The 11,949-nt window shown below is 75.9% G+C and carries 11 protein-coding genes; 6 read left to right on the top strand and 5 right to left on the bottom strand.

Annotation, left to right across the window (positions count from 1 at the left end):
• Positions 1-30: 30 nt before the first annotated feature.
• The 3 genes from AC4H2G_RS01080 to AC4H2G_RS01070 are packed head-to-tail and all read left to right on the top strand — an operon-like array spanning position 31 to position 2,680.
• The gene (locus tag AC4H2G_RS01080) at positions 31-360 is read left to right on the top strand and encodes a hypothetical protein (protein WP_494363924.1); all 330 of its coding nucleotides are present in this window, start codon (positions 31-33) and stop codon (positions 358-360) included.
• Positions 360-2,015, top strand: a complete 1,656-nt coding sequence (locus AC4H2G_RS01075; RefSeq protein ID WP_494363923.1) for a sensor histidine kinase — start codon at positions 360-362, stop codon at positions 2,013-2,015. Before AC4H2G_RS01080 ends, AC4H2G_RS01075 begins: the two co-directional genes overlap by 1 nt.
• Complete coding sequence (locus tag AC4H2G_RS01070; protein ID WP_494363922.1) at positions 2,012-2,680, top strand: response regulator transcription factor; 669 nt, start codon at positions 2,012-2,014, stop codon at positions 2,678-2,680. Before AC4H2G_RS01075 ends, AC4H2G_RS01070 begins: the two co-directional genes overlap by 4 nt.
• A 141-nt stretch (positions 2,681-2,821) precedes the next feature.
• Here the strand turns inward: AC4H2G_RS01070 and AC4H2G_RS01065 are convergent, their stop codons facing one another.
• Positions 2,822-3,238, bottom strand: a complete 417-nt coding sequence (locus tag AC4H2G_RS01065; protein WP_494363921.1) for a hypothetical protein — start codon at positions 3,236-3,238, stop codon at positions 2,822-2,824.
• Positions 3,235-4,680: an aminoglycoside phosphotransferase family protein gene (locus AC4H2G_RS01060; RefSeq protein WP_494363920.1), complete on the bottom strand. Its 1,446-nt coding sequence runs from the start codon at positions 4,678-4,680 to the stop codon at positions 3,235-3,237. The genes AC4H2G_RS01065 and AC4H2G_RS01060 overlap by 4 nt, the downstream gene beginning before the upstream one ends.
• Before the next feature lie 115 nt (positions 4,681-4,795).
• On the opposite strand from AC4H2G_RS01060, the gene AC4H2G_RS01055 reads away from it, so the two are divergent.
• Complete coding sequence (locus tag AC4H2G_RS01055) at positions 4,796-5,215, top strand: GntR family transcriptional regulator (protein ID WP_494363919.1); 420 nt, start codon at positions 4,796-4,798, stop codon at positions 5,213-5,215.
• 187 nt (positions 5,216-5,402) lie between these two features.
• Positions 5,403-6,413, top strand: coding sequence for a L,D-transpeptidase family protein (locus tag AC4H2G_RS01050; protein WP_494363918.1), 1,011 nt, complete (start codon positions 5,403-5,405; stop codon positions 6,411-6,413).
• Positions 6,414-6,444: 31 nt separating this feature from the next.
• Here the strand turns inward: AC4H2G_RS01050 and AC4H2G_RS01045 are convergent, their stop codons facing one another.
• Genes AC4H2G_RS01045 through AC4H2G_RS01035 form a run of 3 tightly spaced genes read right to left on the bottom strand, consistent with a single transcriptional unit; the run spans position 6,445 to position 10,652 of the window.
• Positions 6,445-7,692 carry a UDP-N-acetylmuramate dehydrogenase gene (locus tag AC4H2G_RS01045; RefSeq protein ID WP_494363917.1) on the bottom strand — a complete coding sequence of 416 codons (1,248 nt, stop codon included), beginning with the start codon at positions 7,690-7,692 and terminating at the stop codon, positions 6,445-6,447.
• 9 nt (positions 7,693-7,701) lie between these two features.
• Positions 7,702-9,069, bottom strand: a complete 1,368-nt coding sequence (locus tag AC4H2G_RS01040) for an MFS transporter (RefSeq protein ID WP_494363916.1) — start codon at positions 9,067-9,069, stop codon at positions 7,702-7,704.
• A complete protein-coding gene (locus tag AC4H2G_RS01035; protein ID WP_494363915.1) occupies positions 9,066-10,652 on the bottom strand; it encodes an MFS transporter in 1,587 nt (528 codons plus the stop codon). The genes AC4H2G_RS01040 and AC4H2G_RS01035 overlap by 4 nt, the downstream gene beginning before the upstream one ends.
• Positions 10,653-10,774: 122 nt before the next feature.
• Here AC4H2G_RS01035 and AC4H2G_RS01030 point away from each other — a divergent pair, with 122 nt between their 5' ends.
• Complete coding sequence (locus AC4H2G_RS01030; RefSeq protein ID WP_494363914.1) at positions 10,775-11,941, top strand: LacI family DNA-binding transcriptional regulator; 1,167 nt, start codon at positions 10,775-10,777, stop codon at positions 11,939-11,941.
• Positions 11,942-11,949 lie beyond the last annotated feature (8 nt).

Below are 11,949 nucleotides of genomic sequence, written 5' to 3'. Positions count from 1 at the left end.
CGTCTCATGAGCCTCTCGGATACTGGGCGCATGACCCGCCGGACCGTCGCCTGGATCGTCGGCGCACTCCTCCTCCTGCTCGCCGGGGGTGCCGCCGCGTCGGCGCTCTCCGCCCGGCCGGACAACAAGGAGGTGGGCCGGGCCGTCGTCGTGACGCCCTCCTCCGCCCCGACCGGCTCGCCCGGTCCCGGGCCGGGCGAGCCGGATCCCGCGCCCCGCGAGACCTCGCCGTCGGAGCCGGGTGGCGGTGTCGCCCCCGTGGCCCCCGCGCCGCCGTCGTCCGACGACGATGACGACGACGACAGTGACGACGACGGCCCGGGGGACGACGGGGACGACGACGCCGAGGGAGACGACTGATGGGGCGTCGCCCCCGACCCGTCGACGCCACCGGCGTCGAGGGCGAACGGCACCGCTTCGGGCTGACCGTCCGGACGCGCATGCTCGCGGCGTTCCTCGCGCTGTCCGCGCTCGCGCTGGTCGTCGCCGGCGGCGCCGCGTGGCTGCTGCAGCGAGGGCAGGTCGACACGCGCCTCGACGAGAGCCTGCGGCGGAGCGCGGTCGAGCTGACGACGCTCGGCGCCTCGGGCGTGAACCCGGTGACGGGCGAGCCGTTCACGTCGTCCGAGGACGTGGTCGTCGCCGCGATCCAGCTCGTGGTCCCCGGACGCAACGAGGGCATCATCGGCCTGCGGGCCGGCCGGGCGCCGCTCGTCTCGCAGCAGGACGTCCAGGTGCACCTCGAGGACGACGCCGAGCTGCTCGCCGCCGTCGCGCCGTTCGTCGACGGCGAGATGAACGTGCTGCGCTCGGTCACGACCGCCACGGCGGACTACCGCGTGCTCGTCGCCCCCGTCGCCGTGGCCGGCACGACCGGAGCTGCCGACGCCACCGGCACCGCCGCCGAGCCCGCCGCCCTCGTGCTCGCCTACGACCGCACGGCCGAGCACGCCGAGCTCACGCGCGTGTTCGGCACCTACGCCCTCGTCGCGCTCGGGGCGCTCGTGCTCACCGGGATCGTGGGCTGGGTCGTCGCCGGTCGGCTCCTGCAACCGATCCGGGTCCTGGCCCGCACCGCACAGGCCATCGGCGACACCGACCTCTCCGCCCGGATCCCCGTCACCGGCAACGACGACCTGTCGCACCTGTCCCGGACGGTCAACGGCATGCTCGACCGCCTCGAGAGGTCGTTCGAGTCCCAGCGCCGGCTGCTCGACGACGTCGGGCACGAGCTGCGCACCCCGCTCACCGTGGTCCGCGGCCACCTCGAGCTCATGGACCCGCACGACCCGCAGGACGCGCGGGAGACGCGCGACCTCACGCTCGACGAGCTCGACCGCATGAACCGTCTCGTCGACGACCTCGTGACCCTCGCGACCGTCGGCCGGCCCGACTTCGTGCGCCCCGCGGCGACGGACGTCGGGCGCCTCACCGACGACGTGCTCGACAAGGTCCGGACCCTCGGCGACCGGTGCTGGCTCGTCGACGCGCGCGCCGACGTCGTCGCCCCCGTCGACGCGCAGCGGATCACCCAGGCGCTCCTGCAGCTTGCTGCGAACGCCGTGAAGTTCTCCGCCCCCGGGTCGGTCGTCGCGATCGGGTCCGCGGTGTCCGACGACGGGACGCGCCTGCGCCTGTGGGTGCGGGACGAAGGGGTCGGCATACCGACGGACCAGGTCGGTCGTATCTTCGAACGGTTCGCCCAGGCGCCGGCGCCCGCCGGCCGCGAGCGCCCCGAGGGAGCCGGGCTCGGGCTCGCGATCGTCAGCGCGATCGCCGAGGGGCACGGCGGGCGCGCGGCCGTCGCGTCCACTCCGGGGGTCGGGTCCACGTTCTCGCTCGACCTCCCGGTGACGCCGCACGGCGGCGTGACGTCTGCTCCCGCGCCCACCCGTGCCACGGCGCCCGACCCGACGGCCGCCACGGCGCCCACCGCACCCACGGCCCCCACGCCGCTGCTGCCCGGCGACGACACCGGGGCACCCACGCACCCCGACGGAAGGACCATCCCGTGAGCCAGATCCTCGTGGCCGAGGACGAGACCCGCATCGCGTCGTTCGTCGCGAAGGGCCTGCGCTCCGCGGGCTACGCGAGCACAACCGTCGCGACCGGGCGCGAGGCGTTCGACCTCGCCAGCACTGGCGACTTCGCGCTCCTCGTGCTCGACCTCGGCCTCCCGGACCAGGACGGCTTCACGGTGCTGCGCCGGCTCCGCGAGACGGGCAACGCGATCCCGGTCATCATCCTCACCGCACGGACCTCGGTGACCGACACCGTCGCGGGGCTCGAGGGCGGCGCCGACGACTACATGGCCAAGCCGTTCCGGTTCGAGGAGCTCCTCGCACGGATCCGGCTGCGCCTGCGGACCGAGCCGGCGGGCGAGGTCACCGTCCTGAGCCACGGGTCGCTCAGCCTCGATCTGCGCACGCGGCGCGCACGGACCGCCGAGCGCGAGGTGGACCTCTCGGCGCGCGAGTTCGCGCTCGCCGAGGCGTTTCTGCGCAACCCCGGGCAGGTGCTCAGCCGCGAGCAGCTCCTGTCGCGCGTGTGGGGCTACGACTTCGACCCCGGCTCGAACGTCGTCGACGTGTACGTGCGCTACCTGCGCAACAAGCTCGGGGCCGAGCACTTCGTCACCGTCCGCGGCATGGGCTACCGGCTCGCCGACGCGTCCCGCTGACCTGCGCGTCCCACCGCCCCACCGTTCGCCGTCCCACCGAGCGTCGCGCCGCGCCGCGAGATAGCGACCACCGGCCGAGAGAGCGACGCCCGGCCGTCCCACGAGGGTGGGACGGCCGGGCGTCGCTCTCTCGGCGGTCGGTCAGTCGGCCGACTGCGGGGTCGGGGGCGTGACTGCCGTGTCCGCGGTCGGGGCGGTGGCCGGCGTGTTCGCCGTGTTCGCCGACGGGGCGGTGTTCGCGGTGTCGGCTGTCGCGGCGGTGCTCGCCGACGGGCCGGTGTTCGCGGTGTCGGCCGTCGGAGCCGTGTTCGCCGACTGAGCGGTGTTCGGGGTGACCGTCGTGACCGACGACCCGTTCTGGACCGCGCTCGGGCTCGGCGTGCTCGTCGTCGTGGTCGACGCGGGCGTCGAGGCAGGGGTCGACGCGTCGACCTCGACGGCGGGCGAGACGACGGCGTCGTCCGGGGCGTCGAACGCGCCCTGCGCGGTGGCGACGGTCGCGCCGAGGCCGACCGCACCGAGAGCGCCCGTCACGATCCATGCGCTGCGAGCCTTCATGATCCTTCTCCTTCGTGTCGTGGTGCGCGCAGCCTGCCGGCTGCGTCTGGACCCGAGTCTTCCGACGGGACGTGAGACGGCGAGGAGCCGTCGATGAGAGACCTCTCAGGGAACGAGAGGTCGGGACCAGAGACCGTGGGCGCCCGGCCGACGAGGTCTTCGGCGACCCCGAGCCAGGACTCGGCGAGCTCGGGCGTGCCCGCCCCCGAGGCGAGGGACAGCACGACGCCCGCGGCCCGGAGCCGCAGCACGGCCGGGTCGACCACGGCGTCGAACGCGGCGAGGCACCTGTCGACGAGGCCGTCGACGCCCGCGTAGTCGGCCGGTGACAGCGAGGGCAGCACGGCGAGGTGCGCGACGACGCACGCCAGGTCGTCCACGCGGTGCCCCGGCCCCAGCGTGTCGACGTCGAGGAGGACGCCGACGCGTCCACCGTCGGGCGCCGCGCCCGGCTCGGCGACACCTGCGGAGGGGGTCGCGCCGTCGAGCAGGATGTTCGCGGCGTGGAAGTCCCCGTGCGTCGCGACGACCGGGCCGAGCCCGCGGTCGTCGGCCCCCCGGACCGCAGCGACGACGCGGCCGGTGCGCGCGGCGTCGAGACCGTGCACGTCGACCGCCGTCCGCGCGTACCTCTGGACGCGTGCCGCCCAGGCCGGGCGGCGCGTGAGCGTGGTCGCGGCGGCGGGCAGCTCGTCGAGCGCCCGCAGCAGGGCGTGCGGGTCGATCGCGGTCGCGCGGCGGTCGGGAGCGGTCGCGGCCAGGTACTGGGCCAGCGACCGCCCGCGCTCCTCCCGGAGCACGACGACGCCGTCGGCCGACCACGACAGGCAGCGCGGCGCGGCGACGACGCCCGGCGGCCGGCCGGACCCGCCGAGCAGCACGTGCCGACGCACGAGGGACCGGACCCGGTCGGGGCGCACGACCTTGACGTAGACCGTGCCGCGCGTGGTGCGAGCCCGCAGGACCGCGCGGCGCAGCGGGCGGTAGGTGACGATCTCGACCGACTCGACATCCGCGGGATGACCGGCGGCGCGCAGGCGTCGGGTGAGCTCGGCCGGGTCGCACGCGGCGGCCAGCCCGGGCAGCGACGGGTCGACCGGGTGCCGCCACACGTGCACGACGCGCGGCCCGTCGGCGAGGCGCACCACACCCAGGCCGACGACGTCGTCCGGCAGCTCGGCCGTCGTCGCGAGCAGGTACTCCCGCGACTCGGCCACGGTCTCCGCGCTGCGCGACACCCCGGGCAGGTCGCGCTGCGCGACGACGTCGTACCCCACCGTGACCTCAGCACCCGGGCGGGCGTGCACCCGGTCGACGCTCCACGCGCCGAGACGCGCGCCGTCCGCGGCGAGGGCGGCGGCGAGGACGTCGGCCGCGCCGGGCGTGGTCAGGACGTCGAGCCACGCACGGTGTGCGAGGGCGGGGTCACAGGTCGCGGTCACGATGCCAGGGAACCCCCCGCGCGTAGGGTCGTGATGAGACCGGGATGAGAGTGCTCTCATCCGCCGGCCGCCCTGGTCCTTGACGCCGGTCGCCCGGGGTGGAACGGTCACCACCATGTCAGGACACGCCTCGGTCCACGGCCCGGGGGGCGGTCTGGTCCGGCTCCGGATCGACGCGGGCTCCGGCGTCGCGCCCTTCGAGCAGATCCGGGCGCAGGTCGTCGAGCACGTCGCCGCCGGCCGGCTCGTCCCGGGCGACCGTCTCCCCACGATCCGCGCGCTCGCGACGGAGCTCGGCGTCGCGCCCGGGACCGTCGCCCGTGCGTACCGCGAGCTCGAGGAGTCGGGCGTGGTGGTCACGCGCGGCTGCGCCGGGACCGTGGTGTCCGACGGCGTCTCCCCTGCCGACGTCGACGCCCGCCGTGCGGCGCGCGACCTCGTGGCGGTCGCCCGCGCGTCAGGGCTGAGCGACGAGACGGTCCTCTCCCTCGTCGTCGCCGCGCTGCAGCACGACCAGGGCCGCGCCGACGGCTGAGCACGCCCCTGCCGCGCTGCGGCGACGCGAGAGGGCGTGGTGCGTCACGAGAGCATCACGATCCGCGGTTCACCCGCGCCGCCGACGGTCCGAGCGGTGCGTCGCGGCGCATGATGGACCTCCGCAGCGTGTGTACGCGCTCGCACCCGCGCACGCGCACGGAGTCGGAAGACCGGAGGGGGACGTCGTGGACGACGGACGATCAGGGTACGAGTCGCCGCGAGCGGCCGCGGCTGCGGGTGCCCGCGCGAGCGGCAGCCCGACCGGGTCGCGACACCGGGCCGGGTGGCTCGGCACCCTGGTGCCGGTCGTCGTCGGGCTGCTCGTGGTGTCCGGCTGCCAGGCCGGGCTGCCCGACCTGGAGCCCGGACGCACGCCGTCGGCCACCGCGGAGAGCGAGCCCGCGCCGTCGGCCACCGCGGACGACGCCACGCCGGACGACGCCACCCCGACGACGACCCCGAGCGAGACGCCCTCGGCCGAGCCGGCCCCCACCGAGCCTCCGGAGCCCGCCCCCGCACCCCCCGAGGAGCCGGCGCCCACCCCGGAGGAGACGACTCCCCCGCCCGCCGCCGAGCCACCGCCGCCGGCGGAGCCTGCCGAGCTCGAGCGAGGCGCGAACGGCGACCGGGTCGTCGCGCTCCAGGCCCGGCTCGCGGAGCTCGGCTACTTCATCGGCGCGCCCGACGGCGACTTCGGACCCGGGACCCAGCAGGCCGTGTGGGCGCTGCAGAAGGCCGCGGGGATCTCGCGCGACGGGGTCGTCGGCCCCGCGACGCAGGCCGCGCTGGACCAGGGCGTGCGACCGCAGGCGCAGTCCGGGTCGGGCAAGGTCATCGAGATCGACCTCGACCGCCAGCTCCTCCTCGCCGTCGAGGACGGGCGGGTCGTGACGGTGATCAACGCGTCGTCGGGCAACGGGGAGCGGTTCGAGGCGAAGGGCCGGTCGTACCGGGCCGGCACCCCGACCGGGACGTTCCAGGTGGGCCGGCAGGTCGACGCGAACTACGAGTCGAGCCTCGAGCTCGGCAGCATGTGGCGGCCCAAGTTCTTCACCGGCGGCATCGCCGTGCACGGCTCGGCGTCGATCCCGCCGTGGCCCGCGTCGCACGGCTGCATCCGCGTCGCGAACAGCGCGATGAACTGGATCTGGGACACCTGGGGCGCCCCGCCCGGGACGACGGTCGTCGTCTACTGAGTCGCACCCACTCGCTGAGTGGACGGGGCGGTCAGAGGGACGCGCCCACCAGGACCGGCTCGGGGACGAGCTCGACCCCGAAGGCGTCGAGCACGCCGTCGCGCACGGCGCGCGCGAGCTCCAGGACGTCCGCGGTGCTCGCCCCACCCCGGTTCGTCAGGGCGAGCGTGTGCCGCGTCGAGAGGGTCACAGGGCTCGCCGCGCCGTGCACGCCGAAGCCCTTGCGGAAGCCCGCGTGCTCGATGAGCCACGCCGCGGAGGTCTTGACGAGCGTCGGGTCGACCTCGCCGAGGCTCGGCCCGGTCGTCCGGCTCGGGGTCGCGGACCGCACCGGGTAGCGCGGCGCCTCCGCCGGCAGCAGGTCCGCCTGGTCGGCCGGCACGACCGGGTTCGTGAAGAACGAGCCCGCGCTCCAGCGGTCGTGGTCGGGAGCGGCGGGGTCGGCGTCGAGCAGCATGCCCTTGCCCCCGCGCAGCGCGAGAACGGCCTCGCGCACGTCCGCCATCGGCGCCCGCTCCCCCACCTCGACGCCGAGGCGGCGCGCGAGCTCCGGGTACGCGACGGGCGCGGACAGCGAGCCGAGGCGCGTCTGGAAGCCCACCTCGAGGACGACCCAGCGGGGCGACGGGTACCAGGGACCGGACACCTCGCCGTCGGCAGCGGCATCGGCTGCCGACGCCACGTGCATCGACCGCTTGAGCACCGACGTGCGGTACCCGAAGCCCAGCTCCCCGAGCGCAAGCGTGCGCACGCGGCCGCGCTCGCGATCCCACACGCGCACGGTCGAGACGACGCCCGCGACCTCCTGGCCGTAGGCCCCGATGTTCTGGACCGGCGCCGCCCCGACGGTGCCGGGGATGCCCGACAGCGCCTCGACGCCGACCCACTCCTCCGCGACGGCTCGCGCCACGAGCGCGTCCCAGTCCTGGCCGGCGGGGGCCGTGAAGCTCGCCCCGCCGCACGAGTCCTGCGCGTCGACCGACACGCCCTGGCGCAGGTCGCGCACGACCACGCCCCCGAACCCCTCGTCCGCGACGAGCAGGTTCGACCCGCCACCGAGCACGAGCAGCGGCTCGCCCGCGTCGTCGGCGGCGCGGACCGTGGCGATCAGCTCGGCCTCGTCGTGCACCTCGACGTAGCGGTCCGCCGGTCCGCCGACGCGCAGCGTCGTCAGCTCGGCGAGCGTCGGGTCGCCGACGGAGTCGGGCCGCAGGCCCGGCTCGGTCGCGGTGGCGGTCGCCGGGTCGACGACGCGCGGTGCGGCAGGTTCGCAGGTCACCCGGACAGCCTAGTTCGGCCGCTCGGCGGTCGACGCGGTTCCCTCAGCGCCGGGGAGGTCGCCGTCCTCGACGGCTCGGCCGCCCGTCGCGCCCGCCGAGCCCGCCGCGCCCGCCGCCGTCGGGAGCGGCCGCGCCGCACCGACCACGAGGAGACCGACGACGACCGGGATCGCGATGACGAGCAGCGCCGACCGGTACCCGACCTCGTGGGCGAGGAACCCGATGAGCGGCGGGCCCATGAAGAACGCCGAGTAGCCGATGGTCGCGACGACGCTCACGCGCACCGCGGCGCGCTGCGGGTCGTCCGACGCCGCGCTCATCCCCACGGGGAACCCGAGTGCCGCGCCCATGCCCCACAGGACGACGCCGCCCAGCGCGAGCCACAAGTTCGGCGCGAGACCGAACAGGAGGAGCCCGACGAGCGCGAACCCGGCCGAGATGCGCAGGACCGCGACCCTGCCGTAGCGGTCGAGCAGACCGGTCCCGAGCAGCCGCATGCCCGTCATCGCGGTGAGGAACACGGCGAGCCCGACCGCGCCCGTCGCGTCGTCGGTACCGAAGCCGTCGACGACGGCGAGGCTCACCCAGTCGTTGGCCGCACCCTCGGTGAGCGCCGCGGCGAGGACGACGAGCCCGATGAGCAGCGTGCGCGGCTCGGTCCAGGCCGACAACGCCGACCGGGCGCCGCGCGACCGGTCGGCGCCGGACCCGTGGACCGAGATCGCGGTGGCAGGGTCCGCCCCGCTGGAGCCGTCCGCGTGCCGCGGACCGCCGTCGTCCACCTTCCCGGCCGGGAGGAAGAGCCGCACGCACCACAGGACGGCGAGCAGGCTCACGGCCACGGCGACGGCGAGGTGCCACTGCACCGGCACGTGCGTGGCCGCGGCCACGGCGCCCAGGCCGGCGCCCGCCATCGTGCCGAACGAGAACCCGGCGTGGAAGCGCGGCATGATCGCGCGGCCGAGGCGCTGCTCGACGGCGGCGCCCTCGAGGTTCATCGCGGCGTCCCACACGCCGGTCCCGACGCCGGTGACGAACAGCCCGACGCGCACGACCCAGTCCGCGCCCTCGGAGACGGCGAACGCGGTCGTCACGAGGCCGGCGGTGTTGATGGTCGCGAAGATCACGACGGCGCGCGCCGCGCCGAGGCGCTGGACCACCAGCCCGGAGAGCGGGAGCGCGAGCAACGAGCCGACGGCCATGAAGAGCAGCAGCAGACCCATCTGGGCCTCGGCGAACCCGAGCTCGTCGCGCACCGCGGGCAGTCGCGACGCCCAGGTCGCGAAGTTGAAGCCGTTGAGGAAGAACACCGCGAAGACGGCCCACGCGGCGAGCGCGACGGCGCGTACGGGCGCGGGGCGGGGCAGTGCGGTCATGCGGAGGTCTCCTCGCGGCGATGGGGGGAGGTGCGGTGGGGACGACGGCGCCCGTGCCGGACGTCGACGTGCCGGCGGCCACGCGTCGGGCGGACGTCGTGCGTCGGGGCCTCGGGCGACGGAGCAGGCAGGACGGGTGCCAGGTCCGGGGTGGGGGCGGCGTCGTCCACCGCACCATCCTCCCCCGTCCGGCGGGCGGCGAGCGCTGCGGGGGTCCGCAGCGGCGCCACCTGACGTGCGAGGAGGACGCTGAGGACCATCGCGCCGACGATGAGGACGAGCGCGTGGCGCGCCCCCATCGCCTCGGCCGCGAGGCCGAGGAGCGGCGGGGCAGCGAGCGACGCCATCGACGAGAACGCCGAGACCACGGAGACGCGCCCCGCGGCGCGGAACGGCTCGTCCGAGGCCGCCGCGATGCCGACCGGCACGGCGAGCGCCGCACCGAAGCCCCAGAGGACGACGCCGACGCCCGCGAGCGTGAGGGTCGGCGCGAACCCGAAGAGGACGAGCCCGACGATCGACGTGACGCCCGAGGCGCGCAGCACGGTGACGCGCCCGAACCGGTCGATGAGCCGCGTGCCGAGGAGGCGCATGACGGTCATCGCGGCGACGAACGTGCCGAAGACCACCGCGCCGACGGCCTCGGTCTGCGCGAAGCCGTCGACGACGGCGAGCGACAGCCAGTCGTTGGCCGACCCCTCGGAGAGCGCGGCGGACAGGATGACGAGGCCGATGAGGAGCGTGCGCGGCTCGCGCCACGCGCCGAGCGCGGCACCGGGTCGGGCACCGCGGCGCGCTGGTCCGCGGCCCGCGCCGCGACGTGCCAGACGAGCGCGCAGCCCGGCGGTCTCGACGTCCACGACGGCGTCGCCGAGCGACTCGAGCGGAGCCGGGGCGTGCTCCGGCTCGTGCAGGGAGGCTCCCCGTGCGCCGCGCGGCCGGCGAGCGACCGCCGTGTCGTGCACGGTCGCCGGGATCGCCACGAGGCGCCACACCAGGGCCACCGCGCCGGTGACCGTGAACTGCGCGAGGACGGGCACCCCGGCGTGCGCGCACGCCGCGCCGATCAGCGAGCCGATCACGGCGCCGACGGAGAACGCCGCGTGGAACTGCGGGAGGATCGTGCGCCCCATGCGCCGCTCGATCCCGGCGCTCTCGACGTTCATGGGCACGTTGCCGAGCGCGAACGCCATGCCGTTGAGGAAGATGCCCGCGGCGAGCAGCGCGACGGAGCCGGTGGCCGGACCCAGGCCGAGCAGCAGGAACGCGCCGCCGAACAGGAACGCGGAAACGGCGAACGCGATCCGGCCGCCGAACCGCGTGACGAACGGTCCGGCGGCGGTGACGGTCGCGAGCGCCCCGACGGCGCCGGCGAGCAGCACGACGCCGAGGTCGGCGGGGGTGAGCGAGAGCGCGTCGCGCACCGAGGGAATGCGCGCGAGCCAGCTCGACATCATGACGCCGTTGAGCGCGAAGATGCCGAGGAGGGCCCAGCGGGCGCGGGCCAGGGACGGAGTGCGCGCACCTCCTCGAATCGATTCGATCCGAGTGAGGACAGAGCGCTTCGAATCGATTCGAGGCATGGTCACCAGTGTGCGGGTACGCTGGCCGCGCGTCAATCGACATTCGGTCCGACCACGCACGTTCGCGCAGGTGCGGGCACGGCGTGGCACGGTGAGGCACGGCACGGGCAGGCAGGAGCGTGATGAGCGGCACCCGCGGTACGACCGGCGGCACGTCCGGCAACGAGCCCGCCGAGGGCACGGCACCGGCGCCCCGCTCGCGACCGACGCTCGCGAAGGTCGCCGAGCTCGCCGGCGTGTCCGTCTCGACGGCGTCCCTCGCGTTCTCCGGCGCGGGGCCCATCACGCCCGAGACCCGCGCGCGCGTCCTCACCGCCGCCGAGGAGCTCGGGTACACCGGGCCCAACCCGCTCGGGCGCCAGCTGCGCTCCGGCCGGTCGGGCGTCGTCGGGGTGGTCGTGGGCGACCAGCTGCGCCGCGCCTTCCGGGACCCCGTCGCGGTCCAGGTCCTCGACGGGCTCGTGTCCACGCTCGGCGAGAACGGTCTGGGCGTCCTCCTCATCCCCGGCATCCCGTCCGACGACCCGGCGCACGCCGTCGACCCGCTCGTCGAGAGCGCCGCGATGGACGTCGCGGTGCTCGTCTGGGGCGTCGGCGCCGAGGACGCGACGCTCACCGCGCTGCGCCGGCGCGGCGTCCCGGTCGTCATCGGCGAAGGCCGCGAGGTCGAGGGCGCGCCGCTCGTGGGGATCGCCGACCGCCGGGGGACGGCCGACGTCGTCCGCCACCTCGTCGACCTCGGCCACGCGCGCGTCGCCGAGGTCTCGCTCCCCCTCGACACCTCCGACCGGAGCGGGCCCATCGATGCGGCACGGCTCGCCGAGGTGGACCGGACCCCGACCGCGAACCGCCTCGCCGGGGTCCGCGACGTGATCGAGCCGGTCGCGAGCTGGGAGACGGAGGCGTCGCTCGTCGAGCACGGACGCTCCGCCGCGATCGCGCTGCTCGGCCGCCCGGACGGCACCGGCGGCGTCGTGCCGCAGGACGCCGCGGGCCGGCCCACCGCCGTCATCGCGCACTCGGACCTGCTCGCCGCGGGCGCGCTGCTGGGAGCCCGCGAGCTCGGTCTGCGCGTGCCCGACGAGGTGTCGATCGCCGGGTTCGACGGCCTCGACCTGCCGTGGCTGGACCCCGACGTGCTGACGAGCGTCGACCAGCCGCTCGCACGCAAGGGCGCGGAGCTCGGGCACGCCGTGATCCGGCTCATCGCGGGCGAGGAGCCCCGGACGGTCACTCTCGACGTCGAGCTCGTCGTCGGGACGACGACCGGGCCCGCGCCGACGGCCTGACGACCGCC

It is taken from the genome of Cellulosimicrobium sp. BMG9.23 (genome assembly GCF_059159985.1).
The sequence above is the reverse complement of the archived record's forward strand: the minus strand, read 5'-3'. Positions and strand labels throughout refer to the sequence as shown.

What these genes read in the sequence shown, in the direction of transcription:
- AC4H2G_RS01080 (WP_494363924.1), top strand. Translation starts at nt 31, where the DNA reads ATGACCCGCCGGACCGTCGCCTGGATCGTCGGCGCACTCCTCCTCCTG.
- AC4H2G_RS01075 (WP_494363923.1), top strand. Translation starts at nt 360, where the DNA reads ATGGGGCGTCGCCCCCGACCCGTCGACGCCACCGGCGTCGAGGGCGAA.
- AC4H2G_RS01065 (WP_494363921.1), bottom strand. Translation starts at nt 3,238, where the DNA reads ATGAAGGCTCGCAGCGCATGGATCGTGACGGGCGCTCTCGGTGCGGTC.
- AC4H2G_RS01055 (WP_494363919.1), top strand. Translation starts at nt 4,796, where the DNA reads ATGTCAGGACACGCCTCGGTCCACGGCCCGGGGGGCGGTCTGGTCCGG.
- AC4H2G_RS01040 (WP_494363916.1), bottom strand. Translation starts at nt 9,069, where the DNA reads ATGACCGCACTGCCCCGCCCCGCGCCCGTACGCGCCGTCGCGCTCGCC.
- AC4H2G_RS01035 (WP_494363915.1), bottom strand. Translation starts at nt 10,652, where the DNA reads ATGCCTCGAATCGATTCGAAGCGCTCTGTCCTCACTCGGATCGAATCG.
- AC4H2G_RS01030 (WP_494363914.1), top strand. Translation starts at nt 10,775, where the DNA reads ATGAGCGGCACCCGCGGTACGACCGGCGGCACGTCCGGCAACGAGCCC.